The sequence below is a fragment of the Planosporangium mesophilum genome (assembly GCF_016863255.1).
Lineage (GTDB): Bacteria > Actinomycetota > Actinomycetes > Mycobacteriales > Micromonosporaceae > Planosporangium > Planosporangium mesophilum.
In genome coordinates, this window is sequence record NZ_BOON01000054.1 from 1 (window position 1) to 18,747 (window position 18,747).

At 71.0% G+C, this 18,747-nt stretch carries 16 protein-coding genes; 3 read left to right on the forward strand and 13 right to left on the reverse strand.

What is annotated here, in order from left to right; translation table 11 throughout:
* The first annotated feature begins 677 nt into the window (after positions 1-677).
* Positions 678-2,102: a rifampin monooxygenase gene (gene rox, locus Pme01_RS25700; RefSeq protein ID WP_203935867.1), complete on the forward strand. Its 1,425-nt coding sequence runs from the start codon at positions 678-680 to the stop codon at positions 2,100-2,102.
* 154 nt (positions 2,103-2,256) lie between these two features.
* Here the strand turns inward: rox and Pme01_RS25705 are convergent, their stop codons facing one another.
* The 5 genes from Pme01_RS25705 to Pme01_RS25725 form a co-directional block, all read right to left on the reverse strand.
* Positions 2,257-3,045 (reverse strand): hypothetical protein, encoded by a 789-nt coding sequence (locus Pme01_RS25705; RefSeq protein WP_168115756.1) that lies wholly within the window; start codon positions 3,043-3,045, stop codon positions 2,257-2,259.
* Positions 3,046-3,112: 67 nt separating this feature from the next.
* On the reverse strand, positions 3,113-3,892 hold the full coding sequence (locus Pme01_RS25710; protein WP_168115757.1) for an SRPBCC family protein: 780 nt from the start codon (positions 3,890-3,892) through the stop codon (positions 3,113-3,115).
* Positions 3,882-4,745, reverse strand: coding sequence for an FAD binding domain-containing protein (locus tag Pme01_RS25715; RefSeq protein ID WP_168115758.1), 864 nt, complete (start codon positions 4,743-4,745; stop codon positions 3,882-3,884). The genes Pme01_RS25710 and Pme01_RS25715 overlap by 11 nt, the downstream gene beginning before the upstream one ends.
* The gene (locus Pme01_RS25720) at positions 4,742-7,111 is read right to left on the reverse strand and encodes a xanthine dehydrogenase family protein molybdopterin-binding subunit (protein WP_168115759.1); all 2,370 of its coding nucleotides are present in this window, start codon (positions 7,109-7,111) and stop codon (positions 4,742-4,744) included. Before Pme01_RS25720 ends, Pme01_RS25715 begins: the two co-directional genes overlap by 4 nt.
* A 12-nt stretch (positions 7,112-7,123) precedes the next feature.
* Complete coding sequence (locus Pme01_RS25725; RefSeq protein ID WP_168115760.1) at positions 7,124-7,726, reverse strand: (2Fe-2S)-binding protein; 603 nt, start codon at positions 7,724-7,726, stop codon at positions 7,124-7,126.
* 394 nt (positions 7,727-8,120) lie between these two features.
* Between Pme01_RS25725 and Pme01_RS25730 the strand changes: the two genes are divergently transcribed.
* A complete protein-coding gene (locus Pme01_RS25730) occupies positions 8,121-8,903 on the forward strand; it encodes an SGNH/GDSL hydrolase family protein (protein WP_239088468.1) in 783 nt (260 codons plus the stop codon).
* 97 nt (positions 8,904-9,000) lie between these two features.
* Here Pme01_RS25730 and Pme01_RS25735 read toward each other — a convergent pair whose 3' ends face one another.
* The 4 genes from Pme01_RS25735 to Pme01_RS25750 all read right to left on the reverse strand — a co-directional run bounded on the left by Pme01_RS25735 (position 9,001) and on the right by Pme01_RS25750 (position 12,803).
* Positions 9,001-10,140 (reverse strand): XdhC family protein, encoded by a 1,140-nt coding sequence (locus Pme01_RS25735; protein ID WP_168115762.1) that lies wholly within the window; start codon positions 10,138-10,140, stop codon positions 9,001-9,003.
* Entirely contained in the window at positions 10,133-11,251 is a 1,119-nt protein-coding gene (locus Pme01_RS25740; protein WP_168115763.1) for a vWA domain-containing protein, read from the reverse strand. Before Pme01_RS25740 ends, Pme01_RS25735 begins: the two co-directional genes overlap by 8 nt.
* Positions 11,248-12,174, reverse strand: coding sequence for an AAA family ATPase (locus Pme01_RS25745; RefSeq protein ID WP_239088463.1), 927 nt, complete (start codon positions 12,172-12,174; stop codon positions 11,248-11,250). The genes Pme01_RS25740 and Pme01_RS25745 overlap by 4 nt, the downstream gene beginning before the upstream one ends.
* Positions 12,175-12,242: 68 nt before the next feature.
* Complete coding sequence (locus Pme01_RS25750; protein WP_168115764.1) at positions 12,243-12,803, reverse strand: nucleotidyltransferase family protein; 561 nt, start codon at positions 12,801-12,803, stop codon at positions 12,243-12,245.
* 136 nt (positions 12,804-12,939) lie between these two features.
* Between Pme01_RS25750 and Pme01_RS25755 the strand changes: the two genes are divergently transcribed.
* Positions 12,940-14,070: an LCP family protein gene (locus tag Pme01_RS25755; RefSeq protein ID WP_168115765.1), complete on the forward strand. Its 1,131-nt coding sequence runs from the start codon at positions 12,940-12,942 to the stop codon at positions 14,068-14,070.
* Here Pme01_RS25755 and Pme01_RS25760 read toward each other — a convergent pair whose 3' ends face one another.
* The 4 genes from Pme01_RS25760 to Pme01_RS25775 all read right to left on the reverse strand — a co-directional run bounded on the left by Pme01_RS25760 (position 14,071) and on the right by Pme01_RS25775 (position 18,537).
* Complete coding sequence (locus Pme01_RS25760; RefSeq protein ID WP_168115766.1) at positions 14,071-15,261, reverse strand: ROK family transcriptional regulator; 1,191 nt, start codon at positions 15,259-15,261, stop codon at positions 14,071-14,073.
* Between the two features lie 37 nt (positions 15,262-15,298).
* Positions 15,299-16,564, reverse strand: coding sequence for a sugar ABC transporter permease (locus tag Pme01_RS25765; protein ID WP_168115767.1), 1,266 nt, complete (start codon positions 16,562-16,564; stop codon positions 15,299-15,301).
* Positions 16,561-17,352 carry an ATP-binding cassette domain-containing protein gene (locus tag Pme01_RS25770; protein WP_168115768.1) on the reverse strand — a complete coding sequence of 264 codons (792 nt, stop codon included), beginning with the start codon at positions 17,350-17,352 and terminating at the stop codon, positions 16,561-16,563. Before Pme01_RS25770 ends, Pme01_RS25765 begins: the two co-directional genes overlap by 4 nt.
* Positions 17,353-17,445: 93 nt before the next feature.
* Positions 17,446-18,537, reverse strand: coding sequence for a sugar ABC transporter substrate-binding protein (locus tag Pme01_RS25775; RefSeq protein WP_168115769.1), 1,092 nt, complete (start codon positions 18,535-18,537; stop codon positions 17,446-17,448).
* Between the last annotated feature and the right edge of the window lie 210 nt (positions 18,538-18,747).

The window sequence follows — 18,747 nt, forward strand, 5'->3', positions numbered from 1 at the left end:
TGAACAGACGAACGGCACCGACCCCAGGTGCTCCCGAAGCACCCGACTCAGCCCGTCCAACCGCTCATCCACCCGTCCAAAGTAGAGACCGGGTACGACACTTTTCTCGAACGAATGTGCCAATTAGCGGGTTATGTGGGTGCCCGTGTGTTGGCTCCCAGCGGAGCTGATCTCTTCTCACTAGACTTGATCCATACCTGATCCGTCTCACTGGTGCTGATCCGCCCGGCCTGCGGGCTTGTCGAGGGCTGTCAGCCTGTGCCGGATCTTGGGGCCGGGGATGGCCTGTGGTGGTGACCACCTATGCCGCGCTCCGCGCCGGAGACGTCCCCGCCGCACGGGCCCGTTCGGGGGTCGTGATCACGTGGCTGGGAATGGACTGGACGGGATGATGCCCGGGCTTGTAGCTTGCAGTTGACCGTGACACCGCCCGAGGAGGTGAGACCCATGAACGCTATATCGATGTGGGTGCTCCCCCTTCCCGTCACGGTCGGGCGATTGACGTAGGTGTCGCCGGGAGCGCCTCGCCAACAAGGCACTCCCGAAAGGCAACACCTATGCACTCTCTGCAGTTCACCGCGGAGCCGTCGTCGAACGATACGGTCGAGCGCGACTCCACCGTGGGCGACGTCCCCGGACTCCCATCGCCGGCCTCCGGCGCCGACCGCGCGCCCCTCATGTTCGACGTGATCATTGCCGGGTGCGGGCCGACTGGTGCGATGCTGGCCGCCGAACTGCGGCTGCACGATGTGCGGGTACTCGTTCTGGAGAAGGAAACCGAGCCCGTGTCGTTCGTCCGCATAGTCGGTCTGCATATTCGCAGTATCGAGCTGATGGCAATGCGCGGGCTGCTGGAGCGCATTCTCCAGCACGGAAGACAGCGTCCGGCCGGCGGTTTCTTCGCCGCCATCCCCAAACCCGCGCCCGAGGGCCTGGATTCCGCGTACGCCTATCTGCTGGGCATCCCGCAGCCGGTCATCGTTCACCTGCTCGAACAACATGCGATCGACCTGGGTGCGCAGATCCGGCGGGGTTGCGCGGTGGCCGATTTCGAACAGGACGACGAGGGTGTGACCGTCGAGCTGGCCGACGGGGAACAGCTGCGTTCGCGTTATCTCGTCGGCTGTGACGGGGGGCGTAGTACGGTGCGCAAACTGCTCGGTGTCGGCTTTCCCGGCGAGCCCTCGCGGATCGAGACGCTGATGGGTGAGATGGAAGTGGGTGTGCCGCAGGAGGAGATCGCCGCCAAGGTGGCCGAAATCCGCGAGCCCCGTCATCCATTCTGGCTCCGGCCCGCAGGCGTTGGGGTCTATAGCGTCGTAGTCCCCGCCGCGGGAGTCAGCGACCGCGCGGAACCGCCCACCCTCGAGGATTTCAAACAACAGTTGCGCACCATCGCCGGAACCGATTTCGGCGTGCACTCCCCGCGCTGGTTGTCCCGTTTCGGGGATGCCACACGGCTGGCCGAACGTTATCGGGTCGGGCGGGTGCTGCTGGCCGGCGACGCGGCACACATCCATCCACCCACCGGCGGACAGGGTCTCAACCTGGGTGTTCAGGACGCATTCAACCTCGGCTGGAAACTGGCCGCACAGATCCGCGGCTGGGCGCCGGAAACACTGCTGGACACCTACCAGGCCGAACGTCATCCGGTAGCCGAGGACGTGCTGGACAACACCCGCGCCCAGATGGAACTGCTGTCCACCGAAGCGGGCCCGCGGGCCGTGCGCAGGCTGCTCACCGAACTGATGGACTTCGACGAGGTGAACCGCTATCTGATCGAGAAGATCACGGCGATCGGCATCCGCTACGACTTCGGCGACGGCCCCGACCTGCTCGGCCGCCGCCTGCGCGACATCGACGTGAAACAGGGCCACCTCTACGGTCTGCTGCACCGCGGCCGCGGCCTGCTGCTGGACCGCACCGAACGCCTGACCGTCGGCGGCTGGTCGGACCGGGTCGATTACCTCGGGGATCCCACTGCGGTACTGGATGCTCCGTGCGTCCTGCTACGCCCCGACGGCCACGTCGCCTGGATCGGCGACGACCAGCAGGACCTGGACGACCACCTCTCCCGCTGGTTCGGCAAGCCCGCCAACTGATTTCGCCTGAGAAACCGAGAATGAATGCGAACACGCCTGTCTCGGGTCGGGACCATGAGAGGGGCTAGTTCGTGTGGTCATCGCGGCCGCCGCTGCCTCACGATCGTCCCGTCGAAGTGGCGGTGGATGACCACGGCGAGGAGTTGGAGTGTGCTCAGTCGGTAGCTTTGAGATCGTCAGCTTTGAGATCGTCGCGGGTGTGGTTCACCTGCCTGGTCAGCGCCGTGACCCGGGCCGCCGATTCGTGCCACGGCGTACCGACCTCGTGCAGGGTCAGTACCACGAGGATCCGGCGGTCGTCGGCGCCGACCGTACCGCTGGTGTGCATCGCGGGCCGGGTGAGGTCGAGGCCGTCGGCGGACGGACCGCCTGCGGAGCCGGCCGTCGATACCGAGGACGGGAAGCGGGACCAACCCTGCTTGACGGCCCACGGCCGGTCGACCGCGCTGGGGATGCCGAACCACTGGTCGTGCCCGTCGGCGGCGCACCGCGTCGACCGGCGCAGGTCGTTCATGACGACGTCTCGGATCCACGGGTCGGCGCTGTCCAGGACGTACCGGTAGACCTTGACCATGTCGGCGGCGGTGACCGCGGTGTAGCCCCACCAGCCCGGGTACTCGGCGGGTGGCGGCGCACTCTCCGTCAGGCGCAGCTTGGTGATCATTCGCTTGGCGATCTCCGGCCCGCCGTAGCTGTCCCAGAACCAGTCGGCCGCGTCGTCGTCGCTCGCCCGCAGCATCGATTCGAGCAGAGCGCGTTCCGGCGCCGGCAGGTGCTGCCCGTCTGCCTCCAGCCGGTCCAGGGCGATCAGGATCTTCACCAGCGACGCGGCGCGGAAGCGCCGGTGCGAATCGTGGTGAACCGTCTCCGCGCCGAGCGTGCGGTCGAAGACGGCGAAGCTGGCCGTCACGCCGTCGGGTACGGTCGGCGAACTGTTTCCCATGCGACGTTCCTTCCCCCGTAGAACACAGGAGGGCGCCCCCGGGGGCGCCCTCCTGGACCATGAACGGTCAGTGGCGTAGCCAACGGACGACCAGCCAGGCCAGCGTCGCCAGTGCTACCACCCCCACGGCATAGAGTCCCAGCCGGCGAGCCGTCGCGGTGCTCCCGGTGAGCTTGAGCAGATCGATCGGCTCGGCCTCGGCGGAGGCCGGTACCGATGCCGCAGCCGGTGCCACAGCCTGTGGCGGTGTCGCAGCCTGTGTCGCAGCCGGTGGCGCGGTCGGTGGCGCGGTCGGGGACGAGGCCGGGGACGAGGCCGGTCCGGTAGTGGGGGCCGGCGGCGACGGCCCAGCCCCGCCCGCAGGCGACTCCGACGACGCTGCAGGAGCAGCAGCAACCGGGGCCGACTCCGTCAGCTTGCCGGCGACGCAGTCGGCGAACTGTCCGATCAGCTTCGCCCCGACATCAGCGATCATCCCCCTGCCGAACTGCGCCGGTCGCCCCGTCACCGAAAGGTCGGTACCGACGTCGACGCGGGTGGAGTCGCCCTCGCTCGACAGCGTCGCGGTCACCGTCGCAGCCGCGGTACCGGCCGACCGGGTGTCCTTGCCGCTGGCGGAGATGACCACCCGGCGGGCCGCCTCGTCGCGCTCGACGAAGCGGCCCTTGCCCTGGTACGTGAGCGAGATCGGCCCCAGCTTGACCTTGACCGTACCGGTGAACGCGTCACCGTCGACCCCGGTCAGCGTCGCCCCCGGCATACAGGGCGCGATCCGGGGCAGGTCGAGCAGGACCTCCCAGGCCTGCTCGACCGGCACCGGAACCGTGAAGCTGTGGTCAAGCCGCATGGGCCTGCCCCAGCGCCGCCAGGATCGCGCGTTCGGTGAGCACCCTGGCCAGGTGGCTGCGGTACTCCGCCGAGGCGGACAGGTCACCGGTCGGTTCGGCGCCCTCGGCGGCGTGCCCGGCTGCCGCCCGTACCGTTTCCGCGTCGGCCGAAGCGCCGGTGAGGGCCGACTCGACGGCGGCGGCCCGGACCGGTCTCGTACCCATGTTGGTCAGCGCCACCCGGGCCTCGGCGATGCCGCCGTTCTCGCGGCGTACCGCGGCGGCGACGCCGACGATGGCCCAGCCCTGCGCCGTCCGGTTGAACTTCTCGTAGCGCGTCGACCAGCCCTCGCCCCGCTTCGGTAGCCGGATCGAGGTCAGCACCTCACCGGGCTCCAGCGCCGTGGTGAGGTAGTCGACGAAGAAGTCCGCCGCCGGGACGCCGCGCCGCCCGCCCGCACCGGCGATCTCCAGCGTCGCGTCCAGCGCGACCGCCACCGCGGGCAGGTCACCGGCCGGGTCGGCGTGGGCGAGCGAGCCGCCCAGGGTGCCCCGGTGGCGTACCTGCCGGTCCGCGACGGTGCCGGTCGCCTGCGCCAGCAGTGGCGCGTACCGGTTGACCAGCGGGTCGGCCAGGACCGACGCGTGCGTGGTCATCGCACCGATCACCAGGTCGTCGCCGTCGGAGTGGACGCCGCGCAGGGCGTCGAGGCCGGCGAGGTCGACCAGTACGGTGGGCGCGGCCAGTCGCAACCGCAGCAGCGGGATCAGGCTCTGGCCGCCGGCCAGCACCTTGGCGTCCTCGTCGGCGAGGGCCGCCACTGCTTCCTCTACTGTGGATGGACGAGCATAGTCGAACGGCGCCGGGATCATGCTCCACCTCCTTGGGCCGCCCGCCATACCCGCTCCGGCGTGCACGGCATCTGGATGTCGTTGACGCCGTACGGGCGCAGCGCGTCGACGATCGCGTTGACCACGGCCGGCGTGGAGGCGATGGTGCCCGCCTCGCCGACGCCCTTGGTGCCCAGCGGGTGGTCGGGCGCCGGGCTCTCGGTACGGTCGGTGACGATGTCGACCAGGTCGGCCGGGCTGGGCAGGGTGTAGTCGACGAACGTGCCCGACAGCAGGTTGCCGTCGGCGTCGTAGACCGCGTCCTCGAACAGCGCCTGGGCGACGCCCTGCGCCACACCGCCGTGTACCTGGCCCTCGACGATCAGCGGGTTGATCACCCGGCCGATGTCGTCGACCGCCACGTACTTGCGGATCGCCACCCGCCCGGTCTGGGTGTCCACCTCGGCCGCGCACAGGTGGGTGCCGTGCGGGAACGAGAAGTTGACCGGGTCGTAGACGGCGTCGGCGTCCAGCGTCGGCTCGACCCCGTCCGGCAGATCGTGCGCGGCGAAGACCGCCAGCGCGCAGTCGGCGAGGCTCTTGCCGTTGTCGGGGTTGCCGCGTACCCGGAACTGGCCGCCGGTGAACTCCAGGTCGGCCGGGTCGCACTCGAGCATGTGCGCGGCGATCGGCTTGGCCTTGTCGACGACCTTCTGGCAGGCGTTGTACAGCGCGATGCCGCCCACCGCCAGGGACCGGGACCCGTACGTGTCCAGACCCTTGTACGAGGTACGCGTGTCGCCGTGCAGCACCTCGACGTCGTCGAACGCCACCCCCAGCTGGTCGGCCACGATCTGGCTCCACGCCGTCTCGTGGCCCTGTCCGTGCGGCGACGTACCGGTGACGACCTCGACCTTGCCGGTGGGCAGCATCCGGATGCTCGCCGTCTCCCAGCCACCGGCGCCGTAGCGCAGGCTGCCCAGCACCCGCGACGGGGCCAGGCCGCACATCTCGGTGTAGGTGGACACCCCGATGCCCAACTGCACCGTGTCCCCGGAGTCGCGCCGCTGCGCCTGTTCGCGCCGGAGTTCGTCGTACCCGAGGAGCTCCAGCGCCCGGGTGGTCGCCGCCTCGTAGTCGCCGGAGTCGTAGGTCAGCCCGGCGACCGTGGTGTACGGGAACTCGTCGGCGTTGATCCAGTTGCGCCGGCGTACCTCGACCGGGTCGAGCCCGACCTCGACGGCGAGCTCGTCCATGATCCGCTCGATCGCGTACGTGGCCTCGGGCCGGCCGGCGCCCCGGTACGCGTCGGTGAACGTGGTGTTGGTGAAGACGCCGGTGCACTCGAAGCGGTACGCCGGGATCTTGTAGATGGCGTTGTACATGAAGGCGCCGAGGATCGGCACGCCGGGTGTGACCAGCCCGAGGTAGGCACCCATGTTGGCCAGCAGCTTCACCCGCAGGCCGGTGATCGTGCCGTCACGGCGGGCCGCCAGCTCGATGTCCTGGATCATGTCGCGGCCGTGGTGGGCCGAGACCAGGCTGTCGGAGCGGGACTCGGTGTACTTCACCGGCTTGCCCAGCCGCTTCGCCGCCACGAAGGCGATCAGCTCCTCCGGTGTGACCTGCAGCTTCCCGCCGAACCCGCCGCCCACATCGGGGGCGACGACGCGCACCTTGTGCTCCGGCGTCCCGGTGATCGCGGAGACGAGGAAGCGCAGGATGTGCGGGATCTGGGTGGCCGACCAGATCGTGTACTGGTCGCCGGTCGGGTCGACGACCACGCTGCGCGGCTCCATGAACGCCGGGATCAGGCGCTGCTGCCGGTACCGTCGCTTGATGACGACCTCGGCGCCGTCGAGGGCGGCGTCGACCGCCTCGCCGGTGCCGGCCTCGCCGGAGTCGAAGACCCAGGTGTACGAGCGGTTCGTGCCCTTGTCGGCGTGGACCAGGTCGGCACCGTCGGCCAGGGCGGCCTCCAGGTCCAGCACGACCGGCAGCGCCTCGTAGTCGACCTCGACGGCGGCGAGGGCGTCCAGTGCCGCGGCCCGGGACCGGGCGACGACCACCGCGACCGGCTCGCCGACGTGGCGTACCTCGTCCACGGCGAGCGGCGGATGGTCCGGATGCACCATGTCCTCGGTCACCGGCCAGGCGCAGGGCAGGCCGCCCTGGATGTCGGCCACGTCGCGGCCGCTGAACGCGTCCACCACGCCGGACAGTTCGCGTGCGGCGCTGGTATCCACGTGGGTGATCCTGGCGTGGGCCACGGGGGAGCGCAGGATCGCCAGGTGCAGCATGCCCGGCAGCACCACGTTCTCGGTCCACATGGTACGACCGGTGATCAGCCGGGCGTCCTCCTTGCGGCGCCGGGGCGAGCCGACCTCACGCTCTTCGGTAACGGTCATCGTTTCACCACCTCACGGCACCGGCTGGGGGACGGCCTCGTCGGGCGTACCCTCGGACGGCAGGCCGCCGTCCGGAGTGGCCGCGTCGACGGCTTCGACAGTGGGGGGCTCGGGCTCGGCGGACGTACCCGCCTCCCGGGCGGCGGCGGCCGCGTCGCGTACCGCGCGCACGATGTTCTGGTATCCCGTGCAGCGGCACAGGTTGCCCTCGAGCCCCTCACGGATCTCGTCGTCGGTGGGGTCGGGGTTCTCGCTGAGCAGGTCGACGGCGGCCATGATCATGCCGGGCGTGCAGAACCCGCACTGCAGGGCGTGGCGTTCGTGGAAGGCCCGCTGCACCGGGTGCAGCGTGTTGCCGGGGCCGGCCAGCCCCTCGATGGTGGTGATCTCGCGGCCGTCGGCCTGGACGGCCAGGACCGAACAGCTCTTCACACCGACGAGGCGGCCGTCCGGGTCTGACATGAGGACGGTGCAGGCGCCGCAGTTGCTGGTGTCGCAACCGACCACCGTGCCGACCTTGCCGAGCTGTTCACGCAGGTGATGGACGAGAAGGGTACGTGGTTCGACGTCGTCGTCGTAACGAACGCCATCGACCGTGACGCTGATCCGGGTCATCAGGCCTCCCCACTTTCGGGGTTCGGTGCCCGCCGGACCGAGCCGGGATCGGCCGAGTTCGATATCGCTGATTGCGGCGTTCCGAACTCCGTGATCAAGGCGTAGGCCGTACGGGCGGAAGGGGCGCGTCCACCCCCGGCGCCATCGCCACGTGCGCGCCCCTCCTCTCGCTGCCGGCTCAGACGTCGAAGGTCATCTTTGCGCGCTGCCCAATAGACAATCTCGTCGCGCGGCTCGCCGCAAGACCTTGGACGAAACCTCGTGGAAATCAACCCGTAGCGGGTGCGCAGCGAGTCGGCGACTCGGGCCGTCCACCGTGGCATGAGTTGCTCCTCGCCGGGTACGCACGCGCAGCCTGCCCGTCACCCCAGCGAGGAGAAGTTCCCCGGTGTCGATGCGAAACCCCGTGCCGCGGCGCGCACTCCTGGCCAGTGCGGTGTTGACGGCGATGATCGCGACCGGCGCGGCGATCGCGTCGACCGGCGGCGCGCCCGACCAGCCCGATCCGGCCCCCCGGTTCGACCCGGGCCACCCGACCGACCTCGCGGCCCCGGACCACCGGGCGGCGCCGGATCACAGGGCGGAGCCGGCCAGCCGGATCCTCGTGATCGGCGACAGCATCATGGCACTCCAGGGCCGGATGCCGAGGCTGCGCGAACTGCTCGACGCGGCCGGCGTGGGCTACGAACTGCGCAACGCCGGTACCGGCGGCATCGGTACCGGCGACGTCATTGCGGCGGTGCCGCAGCTCGTGAACGCCTTCCTGCCGGACCTCATCGTGCACGCGATCGGGACCAACGACGAGATCAACGGGTTCGAGGAGCGCTACCGCCGGTGCCTCGACACCATCTTCAAGTGGAAGCCGGACGTCGTGGTCGTTCCCGCGTTCCTGCAGTACGCGGTGAGCCCGCCGGCCCCGCCGTGGCTGTCCGTACGGGAGAAGAACGACGCCATCTACCGCCAGACGTTCCCCGACGGCGCGTTCCGGCCGGGGGTCGTGGGGTTCGCGAGGTTCGACCAGATCCCGCAGCGCTACCTCGACCCGAGCGGCTTCCACCCCTCACCGGCGGGCTGCGTCAAGTACCAGGAGCAGATCTACCGGGGGCTGGAGGAGTCGGGCAAGCTCAAGCTGCCCCCGCTGCCCGCCGACGCGGCGCTCGGCGTCAGCCGACCCTGACTGACGCGATCGTGGACACGTGGCGGGGGTTGTGGCACCGCCACGTGCCCGAGATCGCGGGAGCGGGACGGTGCGGTGCGGGCAGGGCAGGGGCGGCTCAGCCGTGGTGGATGCGGCCGTCCAGTTCGGTCAGCCGCTCGCCGCTGCCGCCCCAGCGGGCCGCGATGATCTCCGCGGCGACGCTCACCGCGGTCTCCTCGGGGGTACGCGCGCCCAGGTCCAGGCCGACCGGCGAGGACAGCTTCGCCAGTTCGGCCTCGGTGAGCCCGGCCTCGCGCAACCGGGCCATCCGGTCGTCGTGGGTACGCCGCGAGCCCATCGCGCCGACGTAGGCCAGGGGCAGCCGCAGCGCCACCTCCAGCACCGGCCCGTCGAACTTCGGGTCGTGGGTGAGGACGCAGACGACCGTACGCTCGTCGATGCGACCCCCGTCGACCTCCGCCCGCAGGTACCGGTGCGGCCAGTCGACCACCACCTCGTCGGCTTCGGGGAAGCGGCGGCTGGTGGCGAAGACCGGCCGGGCGTCGCAGACGGTGACGTGGTAGCCGAGGAACCCGCCGATCCGGGCCACCGCGGCGGCGAAGTCGATGGCTCCGAAGACGATCATGCGTGGCTTCGGGGCGTAGCTCGCGACGAAGACGGTCAGCTCGTCGCCGCGGCGCTGCCCGTCGTACCCGTAGTGCAGCGTCCCGCTGCGCCCGGCGGCGAGCATGCCCCGCGCGTCGTCGGTCGCGGCGTCGTCGAGTCGCGCCGTGCCGAGCGTGCCCTCGGTCCGGTCGGTCCAGACCACCAGCCGCCCGCCCAGCCGCTTCTCCGGATCCGCGCCGGCCGAGTCGGCCGAGCCGGCGGCCACACACGTCACCACCGCGACCGGGACGCCGGCGCGGATCGCCTCGGCCACCGCGCCCAGTTGCGGGAAGCTCTCCCGGTCGACGCGCTCGACGAAGATGTCGATGATGCCGCCGCAGGTCAACCCGACCGCGAACGCGTCGTCGTCGGACACCCCGTAGCGCTGCAGCACCGGGGCGCCGGTCGCGGTCACGTCGCTGGCCAGGTCGTACACGGCGCCCTCGACGCAGCCGCCGGAGACGCTGCCCACCGCGGAACCGTCCGGGCCGACCAGCATCACCGCGCCGGCGGGCCGGGGAGACGAGCGCCAGGTGGCGACGACGGTACCCATTCCCACCGGTTCGCCGGCGTCCCACCAGCGCGCCAGGTCGTCCAATACGTCACGCACGTGAGATCACCACAACCAACTCCTCAAGGGCGCCGATACTGTGCCCGGCCACGAAATCGTCAAGGTACGGCAGCGCGGCCGCCATGCCGCCGGCGAGTGGCGCGTAGCCGGGCTTGCCGCGGTGCGGGTTGACCCAGACCAGCCGGTACGCCAGGCGCGACAGCCGTTGCAGTTGGGCGGCGAGCGCCGCCGGGTCACCGCGTTCCCACCCGTCGCTGCACACCACCACGACCGCACCGCGCGCGGTACCGCGCTGCCCCCACCGGGTGAGGAAGGCGGCCAGCGAGTCCGCGAGACGGGTACCCCCGTGCCAGTCAGGGATGGCGGAACCGGCGGCGCGCAGCGCGGCGTCCGGATCGCGGTGGCGCAGTGCCCGGGTCACCCGGGTCAGCCGGGTACCGATGGTGAACACCTCGCAGACCGCCGGCCGCCGGCGTACCGCGGCGTGCCCGAACCGCAGCAGGGCGTCGGCGTACGGAGTCATCGAGCCGGACACGTCGAGCAGGATGACCAGCCTGCGGGGCTTGGTACGGCGCCGGCGTCGCCGCAGCCGGGCCGGCTCGCCGGCCTGGGTCAGGGTGTGGCGTACGGTCCGGCGCGGATCCACCTCGCCGCGCCGCGCCGGCCGGTGCCGCCGGCTGCGCCGGGGCGCGGTGGCCGGTGCGAGCAGGCCGATCAGCCGTCGTACCTCGTCCCGCTCCCCGCTCGACAGCGCCGCCACGTCGCGGTGCCGCAGTACCTCGGTGGTACTGGCCGACAGCGCCACCACCTGCTCGGGCTCCTCCTGCTCCACGGCGTCGGCGGGGGGACCGGACGTGAACGGCGCGAAGACCCGGGGGAGCCGCGGCCGCGCCGGCAACCACGCGTCCCGGGCCGGCTTCCCACCCCCGAAGTAGGCCGCGAAGGCCGCGTCGTAGATCGGCAGGTCGTCGGGCTGGCCGCAGAGGGTGAGGCGGCCGGCCCAGTACACGGCCTCGGGTCCGAGCGCCTCGACGGCGGTGACCATCGCCTGTACCCGGTCCGGGGTGGCGGCCACCCCGGCGTGCCGCAGCGTGCGGGCAAAACCGACCAGCGCTCCGGTCACCTCGGTGCTCACGGCTCCGCTGTTCATGGCCGAGGGTCCAGAAGCGGCGCGTCCAGCAGGGCGGCGAGCCCGGTCGCGCGTACCCGGTCGACGTCCTCGCGGTACTTCAACACCGCCCCGAGCGTCGCGGCCGCGGCCTCCGGGTCGAGCGAGCGGGCGCCCAGCGCCGACAGCGCCGCGGCCCAGTCGATCGACTCCGCGACCCCCGGCGGCTTGATGAGGTCCAGGCCGCGCATCCTTCCGGTGGCGGTGGCGACCTGCGTGGCGAGCCGGTCGGTGACGTCGGGCAGCCGGGCACGCAGGATCGTCACCTCCCGCTCGAAGTCGGGGTGCTCGACCCAGTGGTACAGGCAGCGCCGCTTCAGCGCGTCGTGCACCTCGCGGGTGCGGTTGCTGGTGAGTACCGCGAGTGGCGGCGTCGGCGCGGCGATGCGCCCGAGTTCGGGGATGGTGATGGCGGCGTCGGCCAGCACTTCCAGCAGGAACGCCTCGAACTCGTCGTCGGCCCGGTCGACCTCGTCGACGAGCAGGACGCACGGGGTGTGTTCGAGGGCCTGCAGCAGGGGCCGGGCGATGAGGAAACGCCGGTCGTACAGGCTGGCTTCGAGGGTTTCCTGGTCGAGGCGTTTGCCGGTCGCCTGCCCGGCGGCTTCGGCCGCCCGAAGGTGCAGGATCTGGCGGGGGAAGTCCCAGTCGTACAGGGCCTGGGCCACGTCCAGACCCTCGTAGCACTGTAACCGGACGAAGTGGGCGCCAGTCACCTCGGCGAGCGCCTGCGCGAACGCGGTCTTGCCGACGCCGGCCTCGCCCTCCAGGAACAGCGGCCGGCCCAGCCGCATCGCAAGGTATCCGGCGGTGGCGAGCCCCTCGTCGGCCAGGTAACCGGTGGCGGCGAGATCGCGGGCCAGCTCCACCGGGGAGGCGGGCTGTCGTCCGGTGATCGTGGTCACCTCGCAACTATGCGCTTCTTTGCATGCGCATGGCTAGGTCCTCCACCGGTCGCCGGACTGTGGCCGAGTCAGCTGGCGGGGCGGTCGAGGTCGGTACCGTCGGCGACGTCCTCGCACGCCACGGTCACCACCCGGTGACGGTGAGCCCGCAGGTACGGCCGGGCCCCGACGTCACCCACGGCGAGCTCCGTCACGCCGGCCCAGTGGTCACGGCCCAGCAGTACGGGGTGGCCGCGTTCGCCGTGGTAGGTGGCGACCACCAGTGCGCCCGCCGAGGCGTGGTTCGACACCCGCCGTACCGCCTCCGCCGTGACTCCCGGCGTGTCGACCAGCAGCACGATCGCGGCCGTCGCGCCGGTACCGGAGAGGGCGTCGAGCCCGGCCCGCAGCGAGGTACCCATGCCGTCGGCCCAGTCGGGGTTGGTCACCACGAGCGCGCCGGCCAGGTCGGCCCGTTCCCGTACCGTCTCGGCGGCGGCGCCGAGCACCACCGTGATCGGCCCGCACCCGGCCGCCCGCAGGGTCGCCAGACCGTGCTCGACCAGCAGCCGACCGTCCCGCTCGACGAGCGCCTTGGGCATGCCGTACCGCCGCCCACCACCCGCCGCGAGCAGCAGGCCGGCAGTCATCGCGGGTCTCCTCGGCGGTGAACGGGTTTGGTCGGACGCCCTGAGGTTAGTCCTGAGACCGGCCGGTGCGGTGTCCTCCAGCCGGACGCGCCTCACGTCACGGACCCAGTGTCACGATCCCACCACTGGAGCGCGTATGCCCACGGTTCGGTCCGTCGCGCGGCACCGGACCCGGGCTCCACTGTGGGCGCGACTGATGGTGATCCTCGGCGTGGTACTCATGGCGTTCAGCGCGGCGACCCTCCTGAGCGGCCGGTACCTGCTGATCCGGTACGCGAAGAGCCTGCACCTGGAGAACCTGCTGGGTGACGCCCGCGCCCGCGGGTCGTCCATCGACGGACCGGTCAACGTGCTGCTGGTGGGCCTGGACGAACGGCCCGGCGAGAACGCCGACGGGGTCCGCGCGGACTCGGTCGTCATCGTGCACCTGCCCGCCGGCCACCAGCAGGCCTACCTCGTGCCGGTGCCGCGCGACACGCTGGCGACCATCCCGGCGTTCCCGAAGAGCGGCTACCCGGGTGGCCGCGACAAGGTGAACGCCGCCTTCGAGTACGGCTCCCAGGGCGGGGGTGGACGCGCCGGCGGCTTCGCGCTACTGGCGATGACGGTCCGGCAGCTGACCGGGGTCTCCTTCAACGGTGCAGCGATCGTCAACTTCGGCGGGTTCCAGTCGCTCGTCACCGCGCTGGGCGGGGTGGACCTGTGTGTCGACGAGACGGTCGTCTCGATCCACGTCGGTACCGACGCGAGCGGGCGGTTCCATCCGCCGTACCAGATGACCGACGACGGGCCGGTGCCGATCCCCGGTACGACACCTCAGGTCTACCGGCCGGGCTGTCAGCACATGAGGGCGTGGCAGGCGCTGGACTACGTCCGCCAGCGCGAACTGCTCCCGGACGGCGACTACGGCCGGCAGCGCCACCAGCTCCAGTTCCTGCGGGCGGTGTTGACGCAGGCCAGCCGGTCGCGGGTACTGTCCGATCCGGTCAGGCTCGACGCGGTGCTGCGAGCGGCGGGTCCGGCGCTGACCTTCGACGGCGGCGGGGCTCCGATCGGCAGCTGGCTGTTCACGTTCCGCAACATCCGGGCGGACCGGAGCGTCCTACTCAAGACCAATGGCGGCGCGTTCAACACCGCCGAGCTCGACGGGCAGCAGGTGGAGCTCCTGACCGACCTGAGCCTGACCCTGTTCCAGCAGTTGCGCCGGGACGCGCTCGACGAGTTCGTCGCGGCCCACCGCGACTGGGTCGTCAGCCCCTTCTCATGATCATGAAAAGTGGGGCGCGGCGTCCAGCGGGTCGTCCAGCAGCGGCTCGAACGCGACCTCGGCGGCGCCGAGCAGCGCGGCGTCGTCACCCAGGACGGGGGTACGCAGCCGCACGTGCTCCCGGCACGCGTGCAGCCCGTTGCGGTTGAGCCGGCTACGCACCTGGGCCGCGGCGGCCAGGTACACCTCGCGCAGCCCGCCGCCGAAAATGACCATCTCCGGGTTGAAGATGTTGACCAGGTTGGCGACGCCGAACCCGAGCCAGTCGCCGACCTCGCGGATCGCGTTCTGCGCCACGGCGTCCCCCCGGGCGGCCGCGTCGACGACGGCGCTCACCACGTCGCGGCCGTACCCGTCGCGCCCGGCCGCCCGCAGCAGGGCGACCTCGCCCACCTCGGTCTCCCAGCAGCCGCGCGCACCGCAGCCGCACAGCTTGCCGCCCGGGTTGACGACCATGTGGCCGACCTCGCCGCCGTACCCGCCGTGCCCGGTCACCGGCCGGCCCCCGGCGATGATGCCGCCGCCGATACCGGCGTCGCCGTGCAGGTACACCACGTTGTCGCAGCCCACCGCGGCGCCCCTGCTGTGCTCTGCGAGGGCCCGCAGGTCGGCCCCGTTGCGGATGGTCACCGGGCGCTCCGGCCCCAGTACCTTGGCCAGGGCCTCGCCCAGCGGCTCGTCCACCCATCCGACGTGCGGGGCGAGGCGCACCAGCCCGTCCTCGCGGCGCACCATCGCCGAGACGGCCGCGCCGCTGCCTACGTAACGGGCGCCGGGCGGGACCGACGTCTGCATGGTGCGGACGGCGTCCGCCAGCGGCGCCACGACCTCGGCCGGGGGAACTTCGCCACGCGGGCGGAGTGCCTCGCGGCGGTCGAGCACGACCCCGCCCAGCCCGACCCGGGCCGCGGTGACCCGGTCGGCCTCGATCGAGAACGCGAACACGTACGCGTGCGGCTCGGGCCGGACGACCAGCGACGGTCGTCCGGCCCGCCCGTGGCCGCGGGGCAGGTCCTCGCGCACCAGGCCGGTGGCCACCAGGTCCGCGGTGAGCGCGCCGATGGTGCTGCGGTTGAGGCCGAGGTTAGCGGTGAGCTCGGCCCGCGAGGTCGGCCCCCGCAGGTGGACGTAGCGCAGGAGCGCGCCGAGGTTGAGCCGGCGGATCTCGTCCTGGCTCGGTCCGGCGCGCATCCTCAGCTCTCAGTGTCCACAGTAGTCTGACGACGGCTCACCGTAGTCCGGTGGCGGCGGCCCGTCGGCGTGAGAGGGCGTCGACACCGGCGGCGATCAGGAGCACCCCGCCCGTGAAGAGGTACTTGATGCCGGAGCTGACCCCCATCAAGCCCATGCCGTTCTCGATGACGGCCATCAGCGCACCGCCGAGAACGGCGTCGAGGACCCGGCCCTTGCCGCCGAAGAGGCTGGTACCGCCGATGACCGCCGCGCCCACCGCGTACAGCAGGACCGTGCTGCCGCCCGTGTTCGGGTCGACCGAGTTGGCCCGTGACGCGGCGATGACGCCGCCGATCGCCGCCATCGTGGAGCCGATCACGAACACCGAGATGCGGATCCGGTCGACGTTGATGCCCGCGCGGCGGGCCGCTTCCCGGTTTCCACCGACGGCGTAGATGTGCCGCCCGTACGCGGTGCGGCTCAGCACGAACGTCAGCGCCACCGCGATGACGCCGAGGATGAGCACGACGAGCGGTACCCCCCGGACCGAGTTCACGATGGCGTTACGGCTGCGCTCGAGGTTGAGCACGTAGACGGCGGCACCGGCGATGACCGCGAGCGCGCCGACCCGCAGTGCGATCACCGACAGCGGCTCGGCGGCGAGCCCTCGCGCGGCCCGTTTCCGCCGGCGCATCAGCTGTACCCCGGCGAAGCCGACGACCGCGACGACCAGGAGCACCCAGCCGACGACCGGCGGGACCAAACCGTCGAAGTCGATGGCCTTGATGACCGGGTCGGTGACCGCGATGTTGGTGCCGTTCTTGACGAGTACCAGGAGGAGACCCTGGAAGGCGAGGAACCCGGCGAGGGTGACGACGAACGACGGGATGCCGACCTTGGCGACCAGGAGCCCGATGAGGGTACCGATCACCGCGCCGGTGACCAGGGCGGCCAGGACCGCGACGTACCACGGCTGGTGCTGATTGGTGACCAGCACCGCGAGGACCGCGGCGCACACGCCGCTGGCGAACCCGGCGGACAGGTCGATCTCGCCCAGCAGCAGGACGAAGATCAGGCCCATCGCGATCGCGGTGACCTGCGCGCCCTGGGTGAACAGGTTGGCGAAGTTGATCGCGCTGAAGAAGACCGGCTTCGCGATGCCGAACCCGACGCAGAGCACGATCAGCCCGAGCACGGCCGGCAGCGCGCCGATGTCGCCCCCGCGTACCCGAGCGACGTAGTTGCGCGCGTACGCCGGGAGGCTCGCCCGCTCCTCGCCGGCTTCCACCGGTGGCTGGGCGGCGGACGTGACGACGGTCATGACTGCGCTCCGTTCGTGATGTCGGCGACGGCCGGCGTCAGCCCCAGATCTCCGCTGCGGCCCGCGGTGATCAGCTCCACGATCTGGGCGTAGGTGACGTCGCTCGCCTTCACCTGGGCGGCCATCCGGCCGAGGTAGAGCGCGGCGATGCGGTCGGAGACCGCGAAGACGTCGTTCATGTTGTGCGAGATCAGGACGACCGCGTGACCGGTATCGGCCAGGCGGCGGACCAGTTCGAGTACCTGGGCCGTCTGCGCGACGCCGAGCGCGGCGGTGGGCTCGTCGAGGATGACGACCTTGCTGTTCCAGAGCACGGCCTTGGCGATCGCCACAGTCTGGCGCTGCCCACCGGAGAGGCTGGCCACCAGTTGGCGTACCGACTTGACGGTGCGCACGGACAGGCCGGCGAGGGTCTCGGTCGCCAGTTGCTCCATGGTGACCTCGTCGAGGACGAGACCGTTGCGGCGCTCCCGGCCGAGGAACATGTTCTGGACGATGTCGAGGTTGTCGCACAGGGCGAGGTCCTGGTACACGATCTCGACGCCGAGGCCCGAGGCATCCCGCGGGCTGTGCACCGAGACCGGCGTGCCCTCGAAGTGGTACTCGCCCGAGTCGATCGGGTGGATCCCGCCGATGCACTTGACCAATGTGGACTTACCGGCGCCGTTGTCGCCGACGAGCGCGGTTACCTCGCCGGGGTAGATGGCGAAGTCGACGTCGCGCAGGACCTGTACGGGACCGAAACTCTTGTTGATCCCGCGCACTTCCAGCAGGGGGGTGGCGGTCACGGCGTTCCCTTCCGTGATTCGGCGCAGTGGCGGCGCCCGGTGCGGCGCCGCCACTGCGGTCTGCGTGCTGACCTGACTAGAGCCGGAGTCCGGCTACTTGATGCCTGCCTCGGCGCACTTGGCGGCGAACTCACCCGTGCACAGGTCGGCCGCGGTCACGTAGCCGTCGGTGACGACGTCCTTGACGTTGTCCTTGGTGATGGCGACCGGGTCCAGCAGCACGGACGGAACGTCCTTCTTGGTGGTGGGGTCGGTTACCTTGCCCGGCACGCTCTTCTTGGTGCCCTTGGCCAGTGAGATGGCCAGGTCGGCCGCCGCGTCGGCCTCCTTCTTGACGGCCTTGTAGACGGTCATGCACTGGTCGCCGGCGAGGATGTTCTGCAGACCCTGGACGGTGGCGTCCTGGCCGGTGACCGGTACCTTGCCGTTGAGCTTCTGCTTCTTGAGCACCGTGATCGCCGCGTTGCCGAGGCCGTCGTTGGCGGCGAGCACGCCCGCGATGTCGGGCTTCTGGGTCAGCATCTGCTCGAAGATCGTGCCGGCCTGGGTGTTGTCCCACTCGGGCACGTCGCGGTCCGGGCCCTTGACGTACTCGTTGGCGTCGTACTTGGGCTTGAGCACCGAGTCGTAGCCGCTCTTGAACAGCGTGGCGTTGTTGTCGGTCGGCGAGCCGTTGAGCTCGGCGACGACCGGCTTCTGCGCGCCCTTGTCGGTCAGGCACTTCACCAGGCCCTGGCCCTGGAGCTGGCCGACCTTGGTGTTGTCGAAGCTGACGTAGTAGTCGGCGCCGCCGCCGAGGGTCAGCCGGTCGTAGTCGACCGTGGCCACGCCCTGCGACCGGGCCTTGTCGATGACGGCCTTGCCGGTGCCGCTGTCCAGGTTGACGATCATCAGCACGGTCGCGCCGTTGGTGATCATCTGGTCGGCGATCGTCTGGAAGGCGTTCTTGTCGTTCTGCGCGTTCTGGATGTCGGAGTCCACGCCGGCGGCGTCGAACGCGGCCTTCAGGTACTTGCGGTCCGCGGTCTCCCACCGGGCCGACGACTTGCTGTCCGGCAGGATCACGCCGATCTTCGGCTTCTTCGCCGAGGTGCCCGAGTTGTTGGATGACGAGTTGTTGCCACAGGCGGCCACCCCGCCGGCCGCGGCGACCGCGACGGCGAGGACAAGAATCCCTCTGCGCATGGGCACAGGTCCTTTCGAGCGGACTGCCGCGGGAAGCGGCGCTGGGGGGGTGCGGGTACGGGGAATCCGACCGGCCATGGCCGGCGAAACCGCCCGCTGATGGTTTGTTGTGCCCGGCAACGTATTTCCATACGGCACTGCCGCGCAATGGTCCGAGGGGCGCGAGTTTGTTGCCGGCGATAACAATTCGGAAACCTTACTGACGCCGGC

Coding starts and splice junctions, on each gene's coding strand:
- Pme01_RS25740 (WP_168115763.1), bottom strand. CDS start 11,251: ATGAACAGCGGAGCCGTGAGCACCGAGGTGACCGGAGCGCTGGTCGGT.
- Pme01_RS25760 (WP_168115766.1), bottom strand. CDS start 15,261: ATGCGCGCCGGACCGAGCCAGGACGAGATCCGCCGGCTCAACCTCGGC.
- Pme01_RS25750 (WP_168115764.1), bottom strand. CDS start 12,803: ATGACTGCCGGCCTGCTGCTCGCGGCGGGTGGTGGGCGGCGGTACGGC.
- Pme01_RS25775 (WP_168115769.1), bottom strand. CDS start 18,537: ATGCGCAGAGGGATTCTTGTCCTCGCCGTCGCGGTCGCCGCGGCCGGC.
- Pme01_RS25710 (WP_168115757.1), bottom strand. CDS start 3,892: ATGCGGCTTGACCACAGCTTCACGGTTCCGGTGCCGGTCGAGCAGGCC.
- rox (WP_203935867.1), top strand. CDS start 678: ATGTTCGACGTGATCATTGCCGGGTGCGGGCCGACTGGTGCGATGCTG.
- Pme01_RS25705 (WP_168115756.1), bottom strand. CDS start 3,045: ATGGGAAACAGTTCGCCGACCGTACCCGACGGCGTGACGGCCAGCTTC.
- Pme01_RS25755 (WP_168115765.1), top strand. CDS start 12,940: ATGCCCACGGTTCGGTCCGTCGCGCGGCACCGGACCCGGGCTCCACTG.
- Pme01_RS25730 (WP_239088468.1), top strand. CDS start 8,121: ATGCGAAACCCCGTGCCGCGGCGCGCACTCCTGGCCAGTGCGGTGTTG.
- Pme01_RS25715 (WP_168115758.1), bottom strand. CDS start 4,745: ATGATCCCGGCGCCGTTCGACTATGCTCGTCCATCCACAGTAGAGGAA.
- Pme01_RS25725 (WP_168115760.1), bottom strand. CDS start 7,726: ATGACCCGGATCAGCGTCACGGTCGATGGCGTTCGTTACGACGACGAC.
- Pme01_RS25720 (WP_168115759.1), bottom strand. CDS start 7,111: ATGACCGTTACCGAAGAGCGTGAGGTCGGCTCGCCCCGGCGCCGCAAG.
- Pme01_RS25765 (WP_168115767.1), bottom strand. CDS start 16,564: ATGACCGTCGTCACGTCCGCCGCCCAGCCACCGGTGGAAGCCGGCGAG.